21 protein-coding genes are annotated in these 20,339 nt (G+C 62.5%); 10 read left to right on the top strand and 11 right to left on the bottom strand.

Going from position 1 to position 20,339, the window contains the following annotated elements; translation table 11 throughout:
• The 7 genes from MGEO_RS07655 to MGEO_RS07625 form a co-directional block, all read left to right on the top strand.
• Positions 1 to 271: AMP-binding enzyme (locus tag MGEO_RS07655; protein ID WP_408607490.1), on the top strand; the 271-nt coding region annotated here is incomplete at its 5' end.
• Positions 272 to 276: 5 nt separating this feature from the next.
• Positions 277 to 963 carry an adenylate kinase gene (locus tag MGEO_RS07650; protein ID WP_085636143.1) on the top strand — a complete coding sequence of 229 codons (687 nt, stop codon included), beginning with the start codon at positions 277 to 279 and terminating at the stop codon, positions 961 to 963.
• 93 nt (positions 964 to 1,056) lie between these two features.
• Complete coding sequence (locus MGEO_RS07645) at positions 1,057 to 1,344, top strand: DUF4212 domain-containing protein (RefSeq protein WP_085636129.1); 288 nt, start codon at positions 1,057 to 1,059, stop codon at positions 1,342 to 1,344.
• Between the two features lie 5 nt (positions 1,345 to 1,349).
• Positions 1,350 to 3,134, top strand: a complete 1,785-nt coding sequence (locus tag MGEO_RS07640) for a sodium:solute symporter family protein (RefSeq protein WP_085636128.1) — start codon at positions 1,350 to 1,352, stop codon at positions 3,132 to 3,134.
• Positions 3,135 to 3,233: 99 nt separating this feature from the next.
• On the top strand, positions 3,234 to 5,057 hold the full coding sequence (locus MGEO_RS07635) for a DUF294 nucleotidyltransferase-like domain-containing protein (RefSeq protein WP_085636127.1): 1,824 nt from the start codon (positions 3,234 to 3,236) through the stop codon (positions 5,055 to 5,057).
• 25 nt (positions 5,058 to 5,082) lie between these two features.
• Complete coding sequence (locus MGEO_RS07630; RefSeq protein ID WP_085636126.1) at positions 5,083 to 5,583, top strand: hypothetical protein; 501 nt, start codon at positions 5,083 to 5,085, stop codon at positions 5,581 to 5,583.
• Positions 5,584 to 5,587: 4 nt separating this feature from the next.
• Positions 5,588 to 7,006, top strand: coding sequence for a 3'-5' exonuclease (locus MGEO_RS07625; protein ID WP_085636125.1), 1,419 nt, complete (start codon positions 5,588 to 5,590; stop codon positions 7,004 to 7,006).
• Here MGEO_RS07625 and MGEO_RS07620 read toward each other — a convergent pair.
• From MGEO_RS07620 to MGEO_RS07610, 3 genes are all read right to left on the bottom strand, one after another.
• Complete coding sequence (locus MGEO_RS07620) at positions 6,999 to 8,489, bottom strand: tripartite tricarboxylate transporter permease (RefSeq protein ID WP_085636124.1); 1,491 nt, start codon at positions 8,487 to 8,489, stop codon at positions 6,999 to 7,001. The two genes, MGEO_RS07625 and MGEO_RS07620, sit on opposite strands and share 8 nt — an antisense overlap.
• Positions 8,486 to 8,983 (bottom strand): tripartite tricarboxylate transporter TctB family protein, encoded by a 498-nt coding sequence (locus MGEO_RS07615; RefSeq protein ID WP_085636123.1) that lies wholly within the window; start codon positions 8,981 to 8,983, stop codon positions 8,486 to 8,488. The genes MGEO_RS07620 and MGEO_RS07615 overlap by 4 nt, the downstream gene beginning before the upstream one ends.
• 75 nt (positions 8,984 to 9,058) lie before the next feature.
• Positions 9,059 to 10,036 (bottom strand): Bug family tripartite tricarboxylate transporter substrate binding protein, encoded by a 978-nt coding sequence (locus MGEO_RS07610; protein WP_085636122.1) that lies wholly within the window; start codon positions 10,034 to 10,036, stop codon positions 9,059 to 9,061.
• A 126-nt stretch (positions 10,037 to 10,162) separates the two neighbouring features.
• Here MGEO_RS07610 and MGEO_RS07605 point away from each other — a divergent pair, with 126 nt between their 5' ends.
• Genes MGEO_RS07605 through MGEO_RS07595 form a run of 3 tightly spaced genes read left to right on the top strand, consistent with a single transcriptional unit; the run spans position 10,163 to position 12,459 of the window.
• Complete coding sequence (locus MGEO_RS07605; RefSeq protein ID WP_085636121.1) at positions 10,163 to 11,077, top strand: LysR family transcriptional regulator; 915 nt, start codon at positions 10,163 to 10,165, stop codon at positions 11,075 to 11,077.
• Positions 11,074 to 11,817 (top strand): sulfite exporter TauE/SafE family protein, encoded by a 744-nt coding sequence (locus MGEO_RS07600; RefSeq protein WP_085636120.1) that lies wholly within the window; start codon positions 11,074 to 11,076, stop codon positions 11,815 to 11,817. The genes MGEO_RS07605 and MGEO_RS07600 overlap by 4 nt, the downstream gene beginning before the upstream one ends.
• Positions 11,818 to 11,841: 24 nt before the next feature.
• Entirely contained in the window at positions 11,842 to 12,459 is a 618-nt protein-coding gene (locus MGEO_RS07595; RefSeq protein WP_085636119.1) for a glutathione S-transferase family protein, read from the top strand.
• Between the two features lie 2 nt (positions 12,460 to 12,461).
• Here MGEO_RS07595 and MGEO_RS07590 read toward each other — a convergent pair whose 3' ends face one another.
• The 8 genes from MGEO_RS07590 to MGEO_RS07555 all read right to left on the bottom strand — a co-directional run bounded on the left by MGEO_RS07590 (position 12,462) and on the right by MGEO_RS07555 (position 20,188).
• The gene (locus tag MGEO_RS07590) at positions 12,462 to 14,030 is read right to left on the bottom strand and encodes a thiamine pyrophosphate-binding protein (protein WP_085636118.1); all 1,569 of its coding nucleotides are present in this window, start codon (positions 14,028 to 14,030) and stop codon (positions 12,462 to 12,464) included.
• Positions 14,027 to 15,133 carry a sulfite oxidase gene (locus MGEO_RS07585; protein ID WP_085636117.1) on the bottom strand — a complete coding sequence of 369 codons (1,107 nt, stop codon included), beginning with the start codon at positions 15,131 to 15,133 and terminating at the stop codon, positions 14,027 to 14,029. Before MGEO_RS07585 ends, MGEO_RS07590 begins: the two co-directional genes overlap by 4 nt.
• The gene (locus MGEO_RS07580; RefSeq protein WP_085636116.1) at positions 15,130 to 15,795 is read right to left on the bottom strand and encodes a fumarate hydratase C-terminal domain-containing protein; all 666 of its coding nucleotides are present in this window, start codon (positions 15,793 to 15,795) and stop codon (positions 15,130 to 15,132) included. The genes MGEO_RS07585 and MGEO_RS07580 overlap by 4 nt, the downstream gene beginning before the upstream one ends.
• Positions 15,796 to 15,910: 115 nt before the next feature.
• The gene (locus MGEO_RS07575) at positions 15,911 to 16,867 is read right to left on the bottom strand and encodes a fumarate hydratase (RefSeq protein WP_085636115.1); all 957 of its coding nucleotides are present in this window, start codon (positions 16,865 to 16,867) and stop codon (positions 15,911 to 15,913) included.
• Positions 16,868 to 17,051: 184 nt separating this feature from the next.
• The gene (locus tag MGEO_RS07570) at positions 17,052 to 18,815 is read right to left on the bottom strand and encodes an L-aspartate oxidase (protein WP_085636114.1); all 1,764 of its coding nucleotides are present in this window, start codon (positions 18,813 to 18,815) and stop codon (positions 17,052 to 17,054) included.
• Position 18,816: 1 nt separating this feature from the next.
• Complete coding sequence (sdhC, locus tag MGEO_RS07565; RefSeq protein WP_085636113.1) at positions 18,817 to 19,155, bottom strand: succinate dehydrogenase, cytochrome b556 subunit; 339 nt, start codon at positions 19,153 to 19,155, stop codon at positions 18,817 to 18,819.
• Positions 19,152 to 19,481: a succinate dehydrogenase gene (locus MGEO_RS07560; RefSeq protein ID WP_085636112.1), complete on the bottom strand. Its 330-nt coding sequence runs from the start codon at positions 19,479 to 19,481 to the stop codon at positions 19,152 to 19,154. The genes sdhC and MGEO_RS07560 overlap by 4 nt, the downstream gene beginning before the upstream one ends.
• Positions 19,478 to 20,188, bottom strand: coding sequence for a succinate dehydrogenase/fumarate reductase iron-sulfur subunit (locus MGEO_RS07555; protein ID WP_106299153.1), 711 nt, complete (start codon positions 20,186 to 20,188; stop codon positions 19,478 to 19,480). The genes MGEO_RS07560 and MGEO_RS07555 overlap by 4 nt, the downstream gene beginning before the upstream one ends.
• Positions 20,189 to 20,339 lie beyond the last annotated feature (151 nt).

Below are 20,339 nucleotides of genomic sequence, written 5' to 3'. Positions count from 1 at the left end.
CTGCTACGTCACCCTGATGAACGGCGTGGAGCCGAGCGACGAGCTGATGAAAGAGCTGCGCACCTGGGTCCGCACCGAGATCGGCCCGATCGCATCGCCCGACCTCATCCAGTGGGCCCCCGGCCTGCCGAAAACCCGCTCCGGCAAGATCATGCGCCGCATCCTGCGCAAGATCGCCGAAAACGACTACGGCGCCCTCGGCGACACCTCAACACTCGCTGACCCCTCCGTCGTCGATGACCTCATCGAAAACCGGATGAACCGGGGGTAATGGCCATGGACGGAAGCAAAACCCCGACAACCGCCCCGGTTCTGATCCTGCTTGGCCCTCCGGGTGCCGGCAAAGGCACACAGGCCCGGATGCTGGAAGAGCAGTTCGGCCTTGTTCAACTGAGCACCGGAGACCTGCTGCGCGCCGCTGTGGCTGCGGGCACGGACGCCGGCAAACAGGCCAAAGCGGTGATGGAAGCCGGTGAGCTGGTCAGCGACGACATCGTCATCGCCATCCTGCGTGACCGTCTGGCCGATGCCGATTGTGCCAAGGGCGTGATCCTCGACGGCTTCCCGCGCACCACGGTCCAGGCCGAAGCGCTGGACACGCTGCTGGCCGAAAGCGGTCAGAAGATCGACGCGGCAATCAGCCTCGACGTGGATGATGCCGCCATGGTCGACCGGATCTCCGGCCGCTTCACCTGCGGCGACTGCGGCGAAGGCTATCACGACACGTTCAAAGCCCCTGCCGTGGCCGGCACATGCGACAAGTGCGGCAGCACCGAATTCAAGCGCCGCGCCGACGACAACGCGGAAACCGTCGCAGCCCGCCTTGATGCATATCATGCTCAGACAGCCCCTCTTATCGCATTTTACGACGCACAGGGTGCGCTTGCCCGAGTGGATGCGATGGGAGCCATTGACGAGATCGCCAGCACGCTTGGCGACATCGTTCGACGCGCCACCGCCTGAGCGGTGGCCAAACGCGGCCTTTGCGCCGCGCCACAACGGATACGTTCCCCGCACCCCCGGGGCACGTTCAACGGAGGAAGAGGAGGAGCCGCAATGGCGGACCACACATCTCAAACAGCGCAGGCTGGCCAGAAGTCCGATGCGGGCTATTGGTCGGCAAACGTGCGCATCATTCTGGTGAGCCTGGTGATCTGGGCCATCTGTTCTTTCGGATTCGGCATCCTGCTGCGTCCGATGCTGTCGGGCATTGCCGTCGGCGGCACCGATCTTGGCTTCTGGTTTGCCCAGCAAGGATCGATCATTGTCTTCCTGGCACTGATCTTCTTCTACGCCTGGCGCATGAACAAGCTCGATAAAGAATTCGGCGTGGACGAGGAGTAAGGGTCATGGATCAGTTTACCATCAACCTGCTGTTTGTGGGCGCGTCCTTTGCGCTTTACATCGGCATCGCGATCTGGGCCCGCGCGGGTTCCACATCGGAGTTCTACGCTGCCGGACGCGGCGTTCACCCGGTCACCAACGGTATGGCCACCGCAGCCGACTGGATGTCGGCGGCGTCGTTCATCTCGATGGCCGGTCTCATCGCCTTTGTCGGCTATGACAACTCGACCTTCCTGATGGGCTGGACCGGCGGCTACGTGCTGCTGGCGCTGCTGCTTGCACCCTACCTGCGCAAGTTCGGCAAGTTCACCGTGTCCGAGTTCATCGGCGACCGCTTCTACAGCCCGACCGCGCGCCTTGTGGCCGTGATCTGTCTGATCGTGGCCTCGGTCACATACGTGATCGGTCAGATGACCGGTGTGGGCGTGGCCTTCGGCCGCTTCCTCGAAGTCAGCAACACCACCGGCCTTCTGATCGGTGCGGTTGTCGTGTTCGCCTACGCGGTGTTCGGCGGCATGAAGGGTGTGACCTACACCCAGGTGGCACAGTACTGCGTGCTGATCCTGGCCTACACCATCCCGGCGATCTTCATCTCGCTGCAACTCACCGGCAACCCGATCCCGGCGCTTGGTCTCTTCGGCGATCACTCGGCATCCGGCGAGCCGCTGCTGGCGAAGCTTGACCAGATCGTTCGCGAACTGGGCTTCGGCGAATACACGGCGCATAACGGCGACACGTTCAACATGGTGCTCTTCACCCTGTCGCTGATGATCGGTACGGCAGGTCTGCCGCACGTGATCATGCGCTTCTTCACCGTGCCGAAAGTGTCTGACGCACGTTGGTCCGCAGGCTGGGCGCTGGTGTTCATCGCGCTGCTGTACCTCACCGCTCCGGCCGTGGGTGCCATGGCACGCCTGAACATCACCGAGCAGTTCTGGCCGAACGGCGCATCGGGTGAGCCGGTGTCGCTCGAGACCATCGAGTCCGATCCCGCCTATGACTGGATGCAGACCTGGCAGCAGACCGGCCTTCTGGGCTGGGAAGACAAGAACGGTGACGGCCGCATCGCTTACTTCAACGACGGCAACGCAGACGCGAAGGCCGCCATGGAAGCAGCAGGCTGGGGTTCGGCAAACGAGCTGACCAACTTCAACCGTGACATCCTCGTGCTGGCCAACCCGGAAATCGCGAACCTTCCGGGCTGGGTGATCGGCCTCGTGGCGGCGGGTGGCCTTGCGGCTGCTCTGTCCACCGCGGCGGGTCTTCTGCTGGCGATCTCCTCGGCGGTCAGCCATGACCTTCTGAAAGGTCAGCTGACACCGAACATGAGCGAAAAAGGCGAACTGATGTCCGCCCGTGTCGCCATGGCCATCGCCATCGCAGTGGCAACCTATCTGGGTCTCAACCCTCCGGGCTTTGCGGCGCAGACCGTGGCTCTGGCCTTTGGCCTCGCGGCGGCGTCGATCTTCCCGGCACTGATGATGGGCATCTTCACCAAGGTGAACAACAAGGGTGCCGTGGCAGGGATGATCTCGGGTCTCGTCGTGACGCTGATCTACATCTTCCTGCACAAGGGCTGGTTCTTCATCCCTGACACCAACAGCTTCACCGATGCTGACCCGCTTCTGGGCACCATCAAGTCGACCAGCTTTGGTGCGGTCGGCGCGGCGATCAACTTTGCCGTGGCCTTCACCGTGTCCAAGATGTCGGCTCCGATCCCGCGTGAGATCGAAGAGCTGGTTGAAAGCGTCCGCATCCCCCGTGGTGCAGGTGCGGCTCAGGACCACTAAGCCAACAGGACGCGTCACCCTTCGGGGTGACGCCCCCTGACAACGCGGTCCCGCGCCGGTATTCCGGGGCGGGACTTTTTCTTAGATACGGGTATTTCCATGACGCTGTCCGCTTCGGCCCTCGCGCAATTCCTGTCAGCCATCCATCCCTACGACTCGATGGAGCCGGCGGCGCTGAAAACGCTGATCACCGCCTTCGAGGTGCGGCAGATCCCGGCTGGCGGAATGATCTATGCCTTGAACAGTCCACTTGAGGGGCTGTTTGTCGTCTACGAAGGCGACGTTGAAATCCGCGATGAGCATGACGTTCCGATCTCGCTGCTTGGCGCGCGAAATTCCTTCGGCGAACGCGGGCTGCTGCGCGACGGGGCCAGCCTGACCTCGGCACGGGCGGTATCCGATACGATTGTGCTGATGCTCCCGGCCGCGCGCTTTCACCAGGCGATGAACGAAGATCCGGCCTTCCGGCGCTTCTTTAACCGCAGCCGGACCGAGAAACCCAACAAGGCCAGCCTCGCCACGACGCGGGTCGAGACGCTGATGGCGACCAAACCTCTCACCTGCCCCCCTGAGACCGACGTGCAGACCGCCGCCCGCCTGATGCGCGATGCGCGGGTCTCGTCGATCTGTATCGCCGAGAAGGATGCGCTGCGCGGGATTGCCACCATCCGCGACCTGTCGGGCAAGGTGGTGGGCGACGGGTTGCCCTTCGACACACCGATCACACAGATCATGACCCCAGACCCCGTCACCCTGCCCCCGTCAGCCATCGGGTCGGACGTGCTGCACATGATGATGGAGCGGCGGATCGGGCATATCCCGGTGTGCCAGGCGGGCAAGCTGGTGGGCATCGTCACCCAGACCGACCTGACCCGGTTTCAGGCGGTCAGCTCGGCTGAACTGGTCTCGGAGATTGCTCACTCAGACAGCGCCGAAGAGATGGCGCAGGTCACCAAACGCATCCCGCAACTTCTGGCGCAGCTTGTGGCGGGCGGCAATCGGCACGAGGTGATCACCCGGCTGATCACCGATGTGGCCGACACCGCAACGCGCCGTTTGCTTGCACTGGCCGAAGCCAAGCTTGGACCGGCCCCGGTGCCCTATCTCTGGCTCGCCTGTGGATCGCAGGGGCGGCAGGAACAGACCGGCGTCAGCGATCAGGACAATTGCCTCTTCCTCGATGACAGCGTGACCGAGGCCGACATGCCTTATTTCTGGGCCCTGGCGCGGTTTGTCTGCGACGGGCTTGATACCTGCGGCTATGTCTATTGCCCCGGTGACATGATGGCGACCAATCCGCGCTGGCGGCAGCCGGTGCGTGTGTGGCGCGAGTATTTCGCGGGCTGGATCAAGACCCCCTCGCCCGAGGCGCAGATGCTGGCCAGCGTCATGTTCGACCTGCGCCCCATCGGTGGCGCGACCCGGCTGTTCGAGGATCTGCAGGCCGAGACCCTGCGCAAGGCCGCCGCGAATTCGATCTTCGTGGCGCACATGGTGTCGAACTCACTCAAGCACACACCGCCGCTGGGCCTTCTGCGCGGGTTCGCGACAATCCGGTCGGGCGAGCACAAGAACCAGATCGACCTCAAGCACAACGGCGTCGTGCCGGTGGTCGATCTTGGCCGCATCTACGCGTTGCAAGGCAAGCTGACCGCCGTGAACACGGCCGCGCGGCTCGAAGCGGCGATAGCAGCGGGGGTGCTGAGCGGCTCCGGCGGGCAGGACCTGAAGGATGCGTATGACCTGATCGCGGAAACGCGGCTGGAGCATCAAGCCGAACAGGTTCGCTCTGGCATCATGCCCGACAATTTCCTAAGCCCGACGGACCTGTCGGATTTTGAGCGAAGTCATCTTCGCGATGCCTTTGTCGTGATAAAGTCGCTGCAATCGGCTGTCGGGCATGGGCGCGGAATGCTGAGCTGATCCGCATCGTTTGGGAGGACGACTGATGTTTCTGGAATTGATTGCGGTGATCGTGGCCGGTCTGGCAGGCGCTGGCGTGATGATGCTCATCACGCGGATCGCAGGGGGACGCATCCCGAAATGGATGGTGCCTGTCGCCGCAGGTGCGGCAATGCTCGGCACCACGATCAGCAGCGAATACAGCTGGTACGAGCGCACATCATCGGCACTGCCCGAAGGTCTCAAGGTGGTAGAGACTGCCGAGAGCACCGCCATCTATCGCCCCTGGACATACTTTGCGCCCTATACGGACAGGTTCATCGCGCTTGATACCGGCAATGTCCGGTCCAATACCGAGAACGCAAACCTGTTCATGGCCGACCTCTATTTTTTCCGGCGCTGGTCGCCGGTGCAGTCGGTGGAACTGATGGTCAATTGCGAGACTGCACAAAGGGCCGATCCGGCCTTCGGTGACGGTGGCGATCCGGTTTGGCGCAGCACGAACGGCGATGACCCGATCGTCAGCGGTGTGTGTGAAAGGGGGTAACGCGATGCTGTCCAAACTCAGCCTCCGGTTCCGCATTTTTCTGTTCTTCTGTCTTCTGGGACTCGGCGGTCTGGCGGCTGTCGGTGTCGCGCTTTGGTTCGGCTACGGCCGCGCGCTGGAGACCACGGTCGAAAACGGCTTTACCTTTGCCACCATCCTCGCGGCGTTCCTGATCCTGGGGCTTACGGTCGGCATCTGGCTTCTGTTCGATGAGAACGTGGCCAAACCGATCGAGCGGCTGGCGTCAGAGATGCGCACACGCGCGCATGCCGGTGTCGATGGCGATCTCGACATGCAGGCCGCGCGCTACCTTGGCGACCTCGCCCCGGCGGCCTCTGCGGTGACACGGCAGTTGAACGAAACGGCGCTGAGTACGGCACAGGCCGTTGCCGCGGAAACCGCCCGGCTCAACGCCGAGAAGGCGCGCCTGACAGCCCTTCTCACGGAAATTCCGGTGGCGACAATACTTGTCAATCCAACCGGGCAGATCGTGCTTTACGACGGTCAGGCGGCAGAGGTGCTGGCGCAATTGGGTGTCGCCCGGCTGAACGCGGCCATCACCGAATATTTCGATCCCAAATCGCTGGATGCCGCTGTGGGCAAGCTGCGCAAGACCGGATTGGACGTGTCATTCACCGCACAGTCTCACGATGGTGCGCAGAGCTTTGAGACCAAACTGAAACCGATGGAGGGCGGCGGCTACCTGATGATCATCGACAGTCAGACGCTCGATATCTCACCCGATGCCGCACGTCCGCTGGTCTATGATTTCGATCTTCTGGAACGGCCCGCCGGGGCGGCGGAGGCCGATATTCTTGATCGGCCTTTGCGCAGTCTGTGTTTCTCGGTGTTCGACACCGAAACCACGGGGTTGCTGCCGCACAAGGATGACATCGTGCAACTGGGCGCCGTCCGGGTACTGAACGGGCGCATCATCGAAGGCGAAGTGATCAACCAACTGGTGGATCCCGGTCGCCCGATCCCCCCTGCCTCGACCAAGGTGCACAAGGTCTCAGACGCGATGGTGCGGGGTCAGCCGGATATCCGGGTGGTTGCCCGCAGGTTCCACGATTTCTCGCGCGATGCGGTGATCGTCGCTCACAATGCGCCTTTCGACATGGCATTTCTGCATCGTCAGGCCAAGGAAACGGGCGTCACCTGGGATCATCCGATCCTCGATACGGTTCTTCTGTCGGCCGTTCTGTTCGGTGCCAGCGAGACCCATACTCTGGACGCACTGTGTGACCGGTTGAATGTCACAATCCCAACCGAGTTGCGGCACACCGCGCTTGGCGATGCCAAGGCGACAGCCGAGGTGCTGGTCAAAATGCTCCCCATGCTGGAAGCACGGGGATTGACCACCTTCGGTCAGGTGATCGAGGAGACGCGCCGCCACGGTCGCCTCCTCGAAGATCTCAACTGAGCGGCACCCGCTTGCGCAGCGTGCTGCGGGTGATCGCTAACACCGTCACCCCGGTCAGCAGCCAGAAGAACCACGTGATCGGCCCGCGGAACAGGATCAGCGGATCGCTGCCCGACATCAGCATCGACTGACGGAAGTTGTCCTCAAGCAACGGACCAAGGATGAACGCGATCAGGAACGGTGCCGCCGGAATACGGTTGCGCATCATGATATAGCCCAGCCAACCCATGACGAACATCACGCCAACATCGAAGATGTTGTTGTTCACCGCAAACACACCGTAGATGCAGAGTATCAGAACCGCAGGCATCAGGATGCGCTTGGGCACATCGGCCACAAACCGGAAACCTCGGATCGCGACCGACCCGACGATCAGCAGGAACACCGAACTCACGATCAGGCCGATGAAAAGGCCGTAGATGATGTCGACGTTCAGGATGAACATCATCGGTCCCGGTTGAAGGCCGTGGACCATGAACGCACCGATGATGATCGCGGTGATCACGTCACCCGGCACGCCAAGCGCCAGGAGCGGGATCAGGGTCGCGCCTGCCACCCCGTTGTTTCCGGCCTCGGAGGCGGCAACGCCTTCGATCTCACCCTTGCCGAAATTGGCCTTGTTCTTCGACGTGCGGCGCGCTTCGGAGTAGCTCAGGAAGGCTGAAGGCGCAGCTCCGATGCCGGGGATGGAACCAAGGAACACTCCGATCATGCTGCCCCGGATGATGCTCTTGAAGCTGCCCAGATAGTCCGCCAGCGTACAGCGCGTCTTGCCCAGGGCGCGGGCGCGGCCCAGATGCGCCACGGGATTCCATGCCATCGCAATGATCTCCGGAATCGCGAACAGGCCGATCAGCACGGCGATGAAGTTCAGCCCGCCCATCATGTTCGGATCGCCAAAGGTGAACCTGTTGGTTCCATAGACCAGATCAAGCCCCACGGTTGCCAAAAGCAGACCCGCCAGCGCGGACAGCGCACCGCGCAGGAGGCTCTCGCCCGAAACACCCGCAATGATGGTCAATGAAAACAGGATCAGCGCAAAGAACTCGGGTGGGCCGAAATTGAGCGCAAATGACGCCAGCCACCCGGCAAACAGGATCAGCGCGAGGTTCGACACCGCGTCCGCCGTGCAGGACGCATAGAGCGCCATTCCCAGCGCCCTGCCCGCCTCGCCCCGTTCGGCCATCGGGTGACCGTCGAGGATCGTAGCCGACGACGCCGGTGTACCCGGTGTCTTGATCAGAATCGCCGGGATCGATCCGCCGAAGATGCCGCCTTTATAGACGCCCAGCAGCAGAAGGATGCCGTTGATCGGGGCCATGGAAAAGGTGAAAGGCAGTGTCAGGGCCACCGCCATCGTGGCCGAAAGCCCCGGAATGGCGCCACCGATCACACCGATGACCAACCCGCAGAACAGCATGAAGAATGCTTCGACATTGCCAACCAGCGACAGGCCGGCGGCGAGGGAATCCATCAGGCTCATGGCAGCCTCACGAGGTTACCCTGCGGGATCGCCACGCCGGCGACATGCGCAAAGAACGCGTAGAGCAAAAGCGGAACCACCACCGCGCAGACCAGCGCAAGGATCGGATGCCGTGTGCGGAACAGGAATGCGCAGGCCGCGAAGGCCAGCATCGCGGTCCAGACCATGCCAAGGCGCGGCAGACCGAACATGACCAGAACCATGATCACCGCCAGTGCGCCCAGCCGCATCCACGGGGCCGCTCCCTCGGGGTGCTCGGTCTCTTCATCCTCGAAGGGTGTATCCTGCGCGGATGTCAGCGCATTTGCGATCAGCGCCAGCCCGACAATCCCGGCAAGGCCCGCCAGCACATACGGCCAGAACAGGGGCGACAGGACGATTTTGCCAACGTTGGACGGCGCGAAAACGAAACTGGGTATGGCATAGAGCACAAGGAACAGCGCAAACAGGGACATGAATATCCCCAAGCGCAGATGCAAGGATTTCTCAGACATGGTGTGCAAGGCTCCGCAGGTGGAAACGCCGGGGCCATGAGGCCCCGGCGCAGGTCAGTTCCGGATCAGGTCAGATCAGCCTTCGATCCGCATACCCAGTTGATCCACAAGGGCTTTGAACGTGTTGTACTGTTCGAGGATGAAGGCGTTTGCGGTTTCGGGATCCATCAGTTCGATGACCGAGCCGCGTGCTTCCATCGTGGTACGGAAAGTTTCGTCCTGGGTGGCCGCCGCCATCCATTCACCCCACTTCGCCGCAACATCGTCCGGCAGACCGTCGGGACCCGCGATCCCGGTCCAGCCCACGAGCTTGTTCAGTGCGGGCTTGCCAAGATCATTCGCGGTCGGCGCATCGAAGCCCACCACGGGTTCTGCCGTTGTCACCATCAGCGGCTTGAGCTGACCATTCGCCACAAAACTCGCCAGTGCGGACGAGTTGGTGCAGATGAAAGTTGCCGTGCCGTTCAGGACCGCTGTCGCTGCCGCGCCGCCGCCCTGCTGCGGGATGTGCGTCGCCTGTGTCAGCGGATCTTCGACACCGAACTCGCTCAGAACCATCGCGCCGGCAAGGTGCAGCAGAGACCCCACACCGGACGAGCTGTAACTGACCCCGCCCTCGGCGACCTTTGCCACCAGATCCTCCATCGAGTCGATACCACTGTCCGGACGCACCGCGCAGGCGACAGGGTTGATCTCGTAGACCGTCACGAAGCGGAAATCGTCAAGCGTATAGGGCAGCGTCGCTTTCATGGCCGGGTTCACCGAGTGCGAGCCGACACGAGCAAACAGCATCGTATAACCATCGGGATTCGCGTTCTGAACGGCAACCGAACCGGTTGCGCCGCCTGCCCCGGTGACGTTCGCCATCACCAGCGCCTGACCCACGGCTGTGCCCAGAGGCTCGGCAATGGTGCGGGCCGAAATGTCGGTCGCGCCGCCGGCGCCGTAGGGGATGATCATGTTGATCGGGCGTTCCGGATATTCCGCCATTGCAGTTCCGGCAATCAGGCCCACCCCGAGCGCCAATACAGAACCAAGTGTCCTTAGCTTCATAGTCTCCTCCCAGTTTTAGATTTTGACCCTGTGACGGGCTCTTGACTTAGGTTATCCTTAAGTAGAGCTTTGACGAAGAAATAAAATATTACAAGTTCTGTAAGCAAAAACTGCACAAACCCCTGAATGTCCATCAGATTGCTCAAAACGCTGGTCGCAGTCGCAGACCACAGGACCTTCAGCGCAGCAGCTGATGCGGTTTTCATCACCCATGCTGCGGTCAGCCAGCAGATGCGTACTCTTGAAGCCGAACTCGGGATTGCCCTGTTCGACCGCAGCCATCGTACGCCCGAACTGACCCCGCTGGGCCGTGCGGTGGTGGCACGCGCGCGAACGCTGGTGATGGATTACGACAACCTCGTACCCTCCGTCCTCGGCGATGACGGGCTGACGGGTGAGGTGGATCTTGGTGCTGTTCCGACCACGCTGATCGGGCTGGCTCCGCTGTCGATGTCGATCCTGCGCGCACGGTACCCCGACCTTCGCGTGCGGATTCGACCAGGCCTGACCGCAGCGCTTCTGTCCGGGTTGAACCGGGGCACCTACGACGTGGCGATCATCACAAAACCGGTCCTCATGCCGCCCGGCGTGGCCTTTCTGGAGATCGCCGATGAACCGATGCACCTGATCACCGGCTCGGAAGTGACTGAAGAGGACCCCGTCAAAGTACTGGAAACGCAGCCCTTTATCCGCTTCAACCGTGACGCCGTGGCGGGCACGCTGATCGAGACATGGTTGCAGAAAACCGGGATTCGCGTGTCGGAAGCGATGGAACTGGAAAACCTCGAAGCGATTTCGAGCATGGTTCACGCAAATCTCGGGGTGTCGATTGTACCGCGCTCCTGCGTCAAGACCGCTTATGCCCTGCCGCTCAACCGTCTGTCTCTTGGAGAAGACGCGCCTTGCCGGGTTCTGGGGCTGGCCTACCGCAAAGAGCATCCAAAACTGCGCGTGATTGAAGAAATCCACGCCGCCATGCTGCGCGCTGTTGAGGACAACCCGCCGGACGACACCCGCACAGAATCGGCCATCTCTGCATGACGTTCGAAGCGATTTCATTTATTACGCTCGGCGCGATGGCCGGCGGTTTCGTGAACGGGCTGGCCGGAACCGGAACAGCACTGTTCGCCCTCGGGTTCTTCCTTGTCGCGCTGAACCCGATAAGCGCGGTTGCCGTTGTGTCGCTGATGTCGGTCACTACCGGGCTTCAGGGACTGTGGGTGGTGCGTGACGCGCTTGGCCGGAACGTGCCGCGCCTGATGCGTTTCATCATCCCCGGTCTGCTTGGCGTTCCCGTTGGAATATCACTGCTGTCGTTCATCGACGCCGACACACTGAAACTGATTATTGGTTTCCTGCTGATACTTTACGGAGGCTTCTTCAGCTTTCGCGCGAACCTTCCGAAATTTGAACGCCGCACCCCGGTGCTCGATTCTCTGATCGGACTTTCAGGCGGTGTGCTCGGCGGAATGGCATCCCTGTCGGGCGCATTGCCGGTGATCTGGTGCTCCATGCGCCCCTGGCCGAAAGCCGAAACCCGGGCGGTCCTGCAACCCTTCAACGTGAGCGTCCTGTTCACCACGACAGTGATGCTCTGGTGGCGCGAAGCATACACCCCGACCACGATCACCGCGTTCCTGATTGCCCTGCCCACATCCCTGCTGGCGGCGCAGATCGGGATTGCGGTGTTCCGGCGCATCTCTGACAATGTGTTTCGTCGCCTGCTGATCGGTCTGTCCCTGCTATTGGGGCTGGGCATCCTGATCCGGGCTTTCATCTAGGCATCGCAGACCGGAGGATACCGCGTGCTGACATTCTACTTTGCAAAAGACAGTTCCGCCCTTGCCTCACACCTTCTTCTGGAAGAGGTCGGCGCAGATTACACCGCGCATGAGGTGCCCATCACCCAGGGCGCGCACCATGAGGCGTCTTATCTCGCCATCAATCCCAAAGCGCGTGTGCCCGCGCTGCAAACGCCGAACGGGGTGATCACCGAAAACCCTGCGATCCTGACCTATGTCGCCGCCACGCACCCCGAAGCGCACATGCTGCCGGACACGCCCTTTGAGCGGGCCGAAGCGGACGCGCTCAACGCCTATCTCTGTGCCACGATGCATGTCGCATTCGCCCACAATCTGCGCGGTGCGCGGTGGGCCGACAGCGCCGAAGCGCAGGAGGCGATGAAGAAGAAAGTCGCGTCGAATTTGCACGACTGCGCAGCCCTGATCGAAACCCATTATCTGAAAGGGCCTTGGGCGATGGGCGACCGTTACACACTGTGCGATGCCTATCTTTTCCTCGCCCCGCGCTGGCTGATGAAAGCAGGCGTGGACGTGGCGCAGTTCCCCAAGCTCCACGCCCATCACACCGCGATGCTCGCACGTCCGGCGACACTGGCGGTGATGGCGGTACATGGTCTCTAGACTCAGGCCACAACCGGCGCCGGGCGACCCTCCATCAGCACATTGATGCAGGCGGGCCTGCCCGAACCAATCGCGGCCTCGATCGCGCCCGGAAGTTCGCTCAGTTTTGTGACCAGAGCCCCAAACCCGCCAAGCGCCGCCACCGCCTCGTCATACCGCGCCTCGCTCAGTGCGCAGCCATGCAACCGGTCTGCCCCGAACTCGCGCAGCTGTATCTGATGTTCCGCATTCCAACGCTGGTCATTTCCGACAATCGCGACAAAGGGCAGATCCTCCCGCACCGCCGTTTCGAACTCTCCCAGATGAAAGCCGACCGTACCATCGCCCATCAGAGCGATTACCGTGGCAGTCGGATCCGCCGCGCGTGCCGCCATTGCATAACAAAGCCCGCCACCAATCGCGCCGGAAACGCCGTTGATGATCCGGCGTGACGCCGATACGCCCGCCTGCGCCCATTGCCCGAATTCCCCGCCATCACAAATCACCACGGGGTCAGGCAGGCCTTCGAGCGATGACTGAACAGCCGCGCACAACCCGCTGGGATCAATGGGAGACTCCTGACGAACGATCTCGCTTCGGCGCGCACAGGCCGCATGAACCCGGTCGCGCCAAGCGCTGCTTTGTTCAGACCCGCTTCCATAGGACAGCCCCCGCGCCACATCCACGGGATCGGCCTCGAGCCTCAGCGTCAGGCGTTCAGAGCAGTTCAACTGCGCGCGGGCCAGTTCGTCACGGTCGGCATGAACAATCGCCCAACCCGCCCGTGGCGCGGCTGCACCGAACTGCACTGTGAAGTCCATCGGTTTTCCCAGAAGCAGAACCCTGTCCGCCTCGGCAAAGACATCCGTCAAAGCCCCCAGCGACGGGTCCTTCAGACCGCGCGGGCTTTCCATCACGATGACCGGGGCATCCGTCGCCTGCTCCAGCCGCTCTGCCAGGTCCGGCTGACGGGTTGCGTTCAGCGCAGGCCCGAGAACGATCAGCGGCGCTCGTGCAGCGCTGAGCCAATCACACAACGCCGCAACATTTGTGTCGGCAGAGGCCTCTGCAATCGCTTCGCTGATCATGCCGGTGTCTGCCAACAGCACATCTGCCGGCAAAGAGACATGTACCGGTCCAGGTCGCCCGGACAGCGCCACATGCACCGCTTTGTGCAGGGTCCCGGAAAGGTCCTCGGCCCGTGTCACCCGCACCGACCATTTGGTCAGCGACTGTGTCAGGGCGACCTGATCCATCTCCTGAAACGCGCCCTGCCCATCCCTGCCCACGGGGCTGTCCCCGCTGAGCAGCAGAACCGGCGTGTCAGATGCCCGCGCCGTCAGGAGCGGGCCAAGCGCGTTCCCAAGCCCTGCCCCGGCGGTCACCAAAGCGACCCCCAACCCGCGCGACAGCTGCGCATACCCCTCGGCCATATAGACGGCCGCCGCCTCGTGGCGCGTATGGTACAGCCGCACCCCGGCATCCAGACTGGCGTCGAAAAGCGGCATGATCTGGTTGCCCGAGAGTGCGAAGATGTTTTTGACCCCATGCGCCGCAAGGGTCTGCATCACCACATCTGCGCCCCGCGTCATGCGCCGGCCTCCGCCACATGCACACGCACGCGGTGTACGGAATTGTTGGCAAATCCTGCCATGTCGAACGGTGCCTCCAGCGGTTGCGTGGTGCCGTTGGCATCGGTGGCGCGGCAGGCAAGGTCATAGACACCCGGCGTCGCATCCCAGTCGATGCGCCAGCCGGTCCAGGCGTAGGTGTCAGGCCGTCCGGTCAACTCGGCGTCCTGCCATGTGTCGCCCAAGAGCACCTCAACCCGCGTGATCGGAACACCGCCACCCGACCACGCGCGCCCTTCCAGCGTCACGCGTCCGGCCTGCACCCAGCGCTGCCGCGTCACCCAATCGGGCACGCCCGGCGGCTTCATCAGCGATTTGACCCGGATCGTGGTGATCGGCGTGCCGGGGTCGTCCTCGTCCTTGCGCAGACGGTAGGTCTGCACCTGCTGGAAGCCCTGATACCGCTCTGTCAGCGCCTCGATGGTCGTCAGCCATTTGACCGAGGCCATCCCGTACCAGCCCGGCACAATGATCCGCAGAGGCGCCCCATGCTGCGGCAGAAGCGGCTGACCGTTCATGCCCCAGACGAGCATCACGTCGAGTTCTGCGATCTGCGCGGGCGTCAGGCTGCGGCCAAAGTAGTGCGGCTGGCCTTTGTCGAACCCGAAATCCGCGCCAAGGAAGGCGAAGTCCTGCACGCCGGCTTGCGGTTTCGCTCGCTCCAGCAGAGGCGCAAGCGGTGTACCGGTCCATTCCGACGTGCCCACCGCCTCGTACATCCAGGGCATCGAGAAACAGCGCGGGCTCACCCCGGCGCGACCGTTGCCCGCACATTCCAGTGTTACCGGCATGGTCTTTTCCGGCAACGCGCGGATCTCCTCCATCGTCAGCGCGTAGGGTGCATCTAACGCCCCTTCAAAGCGCAGCACATGCCCGGCCTCGGACAGCACGGGCACATCGAAATGGTTGAGCAGGTAATGCGTGCCGGTGGGTGTGATCTCCAGCCCCAAGGTCTCGAGCAGCGCACCCGAATTGCGGTTCGCCAGCGCAACTTCCTCAGGCGAAAACACGCCTTCGGTCACCTCCGGGCGCTTGGCCCCCGGCGCAAATGGGTTGTTGGTCATATCACCTCGTCAGACCGGTCATCGCTTTCGCCGTAGCGCTTGAGCACGGCGGGTTTCGTGCCTTCATAAACCCGCTCGATATTCTGCGCGATCTTGGCATTTTCCCGTTCGAACAGGCAATCGCCATTGAGATCGGAGGCCACGATGAACGGCCCCATCCTGTTGCACCTGATGACCCACATGGCCTGCGCAAGACCCAGTTCCTCGTTCCAGTGCACCGCCTCGACGTTTTCCACGCCGCGCCCCAGCAGCGCACCGGTGCCATAGCCGACAGTCGACAGGTACACCGCGCCGTTGGGCACGAAGTAGGACTTGTAGTCCTTCGATGACATGCCGCCCTTGCCGATGATGAGCTTCGCGCCGGTTTTCTCCATCCATTCCGGCAACCACTTGGCAAAGCGGAAGGAGGCAGTTGCCGTCACCGCCCCCATGTCGAAACTGCCATCCGCGTTGATCCGCGCCGCCGGAGAGCAATGGAAATTCGCCGCACTTTCGGACGGCAACTCCATGGGAATGTTGGCTTTTTCCTCCAGCGCGCGCATGTAGACACCTTCGCGCGCGGTGTACATCAACCCGTCCAGATAGACGATGTCTCCCAGCCGCAACTCGGCAATCGCCTCGGGCGTCGGTGTCGTCGACAGTCGGATTTCACGCGGTTTCATTGGCCATCCTTCCGTGAAAGCGCCTTCGAAGGCGCTTGGACCAAGTCGCTTGTAAGCGGCTTCACCCGCGATTTCGAAATCGCGGCACCAAGGCTTTTCGAAAAGCCTTGTCGCCTCATTCCGCCGCCTCGCGCATCGGTTCCCAATCGACGGTCTCGCGCCGTTGATAGGGTGTGAACCAGTCCGGATCCGTGCGGTGCTCGACCCGGCCATCGGGGTAGATCCGCGCGACGGCCCGGCGCGACGACAGGCAGAAGGCATGCACCGACATCGGCATCCCGCCGGTGTGGCAGTAGCCCACCTCGATATTGCAATCGATCACCATGTTCTTCCCGACAAAACCCATCGCGCCCATGCCGATGGAGTTGCCCAGTTCCTTGAACTCCTCCTCCATCTCGGCAATGCGCGGGTCCGAATTGCGGCTTCCCACGGTGCGCAGCACGGAGGCGCGCTTGCCCAGCGTCATGCAGATATCCTTCGATCCGCCCAGCCCGATCCCGATGATCGCCGGCTGACAAGCCAATCCGCGTTTTCCGAAGGCCATCAGGCTGTCGAGGTAGAAGCGCTTGATCCCCTGAATGCCGTCACTTGGGAACAGCATCCGGTAGTCGGTGCCGAACAGCCCGCCTTTGTGAACGGTGATCAGGTCGATCCATTCGCCCTCCGGCTCGAACCCGTATTCGATCTCGGGCGCGCCGATCCCCACGTTGTTGTTGTGATCCGTCCGCCAGAGCGGGTGCACCCGGTTCGGCCTCAGGGGTACGCCGTTGGTCGCATTGGCCGTCGCCCGCCGCAGCGCGGTTTCAAGGGCGCACATGCCGCCCTCGACCCTGGCATCATTGCCCAGTTTCACGAACCAGCGCGGCACGCCGGTGTCGCCACACATCGCACGTCGGTCTTCCTTGGCGGCTTCGTAGTTTTCCAGCATCGCCTTGAGAACAAAGGACGACAGGTCGCCATCCTCGGTTTTGGCAGCCTTCTGGAGACCGTCGAGGTAATCCTCGGGGATCTCGATGGCGGCCTTGTCCATCAGGGTTTCGGCGGTTTTCTGGATCAGGTCGATCGGGATCATGCTGTGCCTCCGGTGCCGAGGCGCGACTGCGCCATGCCCGACCTCGGGAGGGCGGATGTCACAATTGCCTCGCGTCGAACTTTAAAGCATCCGCGACGCGCAGACTGCGGGCGGATCGACAAATGCCCTCCCGTGGGGGAGGTCGGGCATGGCGCAGTCGCGCCAGTGTTGCTCAAACCTGATCTCATTGCGCCGCCACCAATGTCTCCGGCTCCCCCTCGGGCAGCACGGTCTCGCCCGGCCGCACGATGGTGAACTGCACGTCCTCGCGCCCCACCTCGACCGCGCCATTCACTTGCCGCGCGACGGTGAAATAGCTCTCTTCCATCGCGCCGGGATCAGGGAAGTCCTCGCGGTAATGCGCCCCGCGCGAGTTCTCCCGCGCCAGTGCCGCCTTGGTGATCACCTCGGAAATATCGCAGAGCGACCGCAGGTTCAGCCAGTCATGCCATGTCAGGTTGAAGGCGAGCGACTCCGACGCCACGCCGACATCCATCAAGCCCTCCGAAATCTCAGCAATCCGATCAAGACCCCGCTTCAGCCCGGCCTTGGTCCGCATCACGCCAACCTCGTCCCACATCGCGTCCTGCAACTGTTTGCGCAAGGGCAGCACCAGTTCCGGCTTGCGGGTCAGCGGGTGACAGGCGCGCACCAACTCTGCCTCAAGAACGCTCTCGTCCGGGTCGCGCAGCGCGTCCATGCTCCGAATGTCAGCGCCCATCACATCGCCCGCGATGCCGCCATAAACGGTTGAGTTCGCCACACCATTGCCGCCAAGCCGGTTCGACCCATGCGCGCCGCCTGCGTCCTCCCCGGCGACGTACAGCCCTTCCATCGCCGTGCGCGTGTCCACATCAACCACGACACCGCCCATGAAGTAATGCGCCGTCGGCACCACCTCGACGAGACCGCCTGCCAGATCGAACCCGCAATCGGCGCAGCGTTTGACCATACCCTTGAACTTTTCGCGCACCATGTCCGGCCCGAGATGCGACATCGAAATGAACACACCTTCCTGTTCCGGATTGTTGTTCTTGCGCATCTCGGCATAGATGCCCCGGCTCACCACATCGCGGGTCGCGCGTTCGCCCTTGGCGTCATAGTCGAACATGAAGCGCTGGCCCGAATGGTTCACCAACTGCCCCCCGGCCCCGCGCAGACCTTCCTCAAGCACTGTCCCGGTCATCCGCGTGTGATCGCCCGCCAAGAGCCCGGTCGGATGGAACTGCACCATCTCCATATCGCGCAGCGGCAGACCGACGCGCAGCGCCATCGCCAAACCGTCCATCGTCTTGTCACCCGAGGGCGTGTGGTACTTGTACATGGTCGGGCCACCGCCCGTCGCCATCAGCACCGTCTTGGCGCGCACGAACCGGAACCGCCCGGTGCGCATGTCGATCATCAGCACACCGGCCAGCGCCGATCCGTCCTTCGTCGGGATCAGGCCGATGGCCCGGTGCTCCTGCAGCTTCTCGACCGGGCGCGACAGAACCTGCTCCATCAGCCGGTTGATGATCTCGATCCCCGTCAGGTCGCCCTTGTGCACCGTCCGGTCCGCCGTCTGCCCGGCAAAGGCTTTCTGGTGCAGCGTCCCGTCCGCGTTGCGGTCGAAGAAACAGCCGATCTCGTTCTCCAGCTCGCGGATGCGCACGACGGCCTGTTCGCAAAGCCGCCACGCCATGTCCTGATTGGGAAGCCATTTGCCCCCCTGGATCGTGTCCATGAAATGCCGCTCGACACTGTCGCCACCGCCCAGCGCCACGTTGTAGCCGCCCTGCACCATCCGGGTGCAGCCGCATTTGCCGATCAGACCCTTGACCGCGATGGTCACTTTGGTGCCCTCGGGCGCGCTCTGCATCGCGTGCAGCGCGGCAAACATCCCCGCGCCCCCGGTGCCGAGGATCAGGATGTCGGTATCGTGCCGGTCGATGTCTTTTGTCGAAAACATATCAGATCGCCTGCAAGAGGAAGGTTGTGGAGACAAGGAACGACCCGGCCACCGCCGCGGCCGCCCATGTCTTTTGTGGTGCGGACCACGGCAGCCATTCAAGCGCGATCAGGCGCAGCCCGCCGAAGAAGTGCACCGCCAGAAGAAACACGAGTCCGAACTCCGCCAGCTTGACCAACGGCATTTCGGTCAGGGTCAGGAACGCGTCCAGTTTGGCCGCGTCGTTCAAAGCATAGGACAGCACCCAGAAATGCAGCGGCAGGAAGAGCGCGAGGCCAAGGCCCGACAGCCTGTGCAGCAGGTAGGCCAACCAGAGCGGATGAGCACGCGCGACCTTCATGCCGTCACCGCCCAGACCGCCTGCGCGCCCAGCGCCAGCAGGCCCAGCCCGATCACAGCCGAAACCGCATCCCGCGCCCCGCCGCGCAGACCTGCCCATTCGCCAAGAATGGTGCGCAGACCGATGGCCGCATGTATCGACACGGCCACCACAAAGAGGCCGTAGAAAGCGAACCAGAAGGCCGAGCCTTGTGTGCGGCCAAGGATCTCTGCCGCGGATAGCCCGCCCTGAATGGCGTAAATCATCACACCGATATGCACGATCACAAAGGGCGCCATCACCAGCGCCGACAGGCGTTGCGCCATGTAGAGGTGAAATTCGCTCATTTGCGCCCCCCGAAAAACCGCTTGGCCGTTGCCCGCTTCAGCCCGGCAATGGCCGAAAGCGGGTCCAGCTCGTTCGGACAGTAAGCGGTGCACGATCCCATCGAATGGCAGGAATGACAGCCGCCCTGTCCGGACACCGCATCAAGGATCGCATCGCGGTCCGCATCCTTGGCGTCGTTGTAAAGCGTCCAGGCCCGTTGCAGCGCCGCCGGTCCAAGGTAATCGGGATTGCCCGCAACGGTATCACAGGCCGAATAGCAGACCGAGCAGTTGATACATTCGATCCCCGCATTCGCCGCCTGCCGCTCTTCCGCCACCGGATCAATCGGGGCGATTGCTTCATCCCGGCTGCGGGTCGGGTGGTGCCTGCCCTCTGCCGCGACCCATTTGTCGAAAAACGGGTCCATGTCGGCGGCTAGGTCCTTGATCACCGGAAGGTTGCGCAGCGGCCCGACCTCCATGGTATTGCCGTCGAGAACCTTGCTGACATGGGTGCGGCAGGTCCAGCGCGGCACGCCGTTGACCATCATCGCGCAGCTGCCGCACATGCCGACCCGGCAGGCGAAACGGTAAGTCAGGGTCGGGTCGGCGTTCTGCTGAATCCACGACACGACATCCAGAACTGTCTGGTTGTCATAAGCCGGAACCTCGAAGGTCTGAGGCTGCAGCGGCGCGTCGGGGCCACCGCGTAGCACTGTCACAGTCAAGTGGTCTCGCTCTGGCACCTGAGAGCCCGCCTTTCGTCATTCCCGTTGGTTGGGCGACAGAATAACGGTCAGATAAGGTAACGAAAAGGCAAATATTTTAACCTTATCTGTAAGAAATGCTTTCGATTTAAGAACGAAGCGATCCTTTACC

Source organism: Marivita geojedonensis (assembly GCF_002115805.1).
Classification (GTDB): Bacteria; Pseudomonadota; Alphaproteobacteria; order Rhodobacterales; family Rhodobacteraceae; genus Marivita; species Marivita geojedonensis.
The sequence above is the reverse complement of the archived record's forward strand: the minus strand, read 5'-3'. Positions and strand labels throughout refer to the sequence as shown.

Excerpts from the sequence above, each read along its gene's own strand:
- MGEO_RS07650 (WP_085636143.1), top strand. The coding sequence starts at position 277 with ATGGACGGAAGCAAAACCCCGACAACCGCCCCGGTTCTGATCCTGCTT.
- MGEO_RS07645 (WP_085636129.1), top strand. The coding sequence starts at position 1,057 with ATGGCGGACCACACATCTCAAACAGCGCAGGCTGGCCAGAAGTCCGAT.
- MGEO_RS07640 (WP_085636128.1), top strand. The coding sequence starts at position 1,350 with ATGGATCAGTTTACCATCAACCTGCTGTTTGTGGGCGCGTCCTTTGCG.
- MGEO_RS07635 (WP_085636127.1), top strand. The coding sequence starts at position 3,234 with ATGACGCTGTCCGCTTCGGCCCTCGCGCAATTCCTGTCAGCCATCCAT.
- MGEO_RS07630 (WP_085636126.1), top strand. The coding sequence starts at position 5,083 with ATGTTTCTGGAATTGATTGCGGTGATCGTGGCCGGTCTGGCAGGCGCT.
- MGEO_RS07625 (WP_085636125.1), top strand. The coding sequence starts at position 5,588 with ATGCTGTCCAAACTCAGCCTCCGGTTCCGCATTTTTCTGTTCTTCTGT.
- MGEO_RS07620 (WP_085636124.1), bottom strand. The coding sequence starts at position 8,489 with ATGAGCCTGATGGATTCCCTCGCCGCCGGCCTGTCGCTGGTTGGCAAT.
- MGEO_RS07615 (WP_085636123.1), bottom strand. The coding sequence starts at position 8,983 with ATGTCTGAGAAATCCTTGCATCTGCGCTTGGGGATATTCATGTCCCTG.
- MGEO_RS07610 (WP_085636122.1), bottom strand. The coding sequence starts at position 10,036 with ATGAAGCTAAGGACACTTGGTTCTGTATTGGCGCTCGGGGTGGGCCTG.
- MGEO_RS07605 (WP_085636121.1), top strand. The coding sequence starts at position 10,163 with ATGTCCATCAGATTGCTCAAAACGCTGGTCGCAGTCGCAGACCACAGG.
- MGEO_RS07600 (WP_085636120.1), top strand. The coding sequence starts at position 11,074 with ATGACGTTCGAAGCGATTTCATTTATTACGCTCGGCGCGATGGCCGGC.
- MGEO_RS07590 (WP_085636118.1), bottom strand. The coding sequence starts at position 14,030 with ATGACGCGGGGCGCAGATGTGGTGATGCAGACCCTTGCGGCGCATGGG.
- MGEO_RS07585 (WP_085636117.1), bottom strand. The coding sequence starts at position 15,133 with ATGACCAACAACCCATTTGCGCCGGGGGCCAAGCGCCCGGAGGTGACC.
- MGEO_RS07580 (WP_085636116.1), bottom strand. The coding sequence starts at position 15,795 with ATGAAACCGCGTGAAATCCGACTGTCGACGACACCGACGCCCGAGGCG.
- MGEO_RS07575 (WP_085636115.1), bottom strand. The coding sequence starts at position 16,867 with ATGATCCCGATCGACCTGATCCAGAAAACCGCCGAAACCCTGATGGAC.
- MGEO_RS07570 (WP_085636114.1), bottom strand. The coding sequence starts at position 18,815 with ATGTTTTCGACAAAAGACATCGACCGGCACGATACCGACATCCTGATC.
- sdhC (WP_085636113.1), bottom strand. The coding sequence starts at position 19,155 with ATGAAGGTCGCGCGTGCTCATCCGCTCTGGTTGGCCTACCTGCTGCAC.
- MGEO_RS07560 (WP_085636112.1), bottom strand. The coding sequence starts at position 19,481 with ATGAGCGAATTTCACCTCTACATGGCGCAACGCCTGTCGGCGCTGGTG.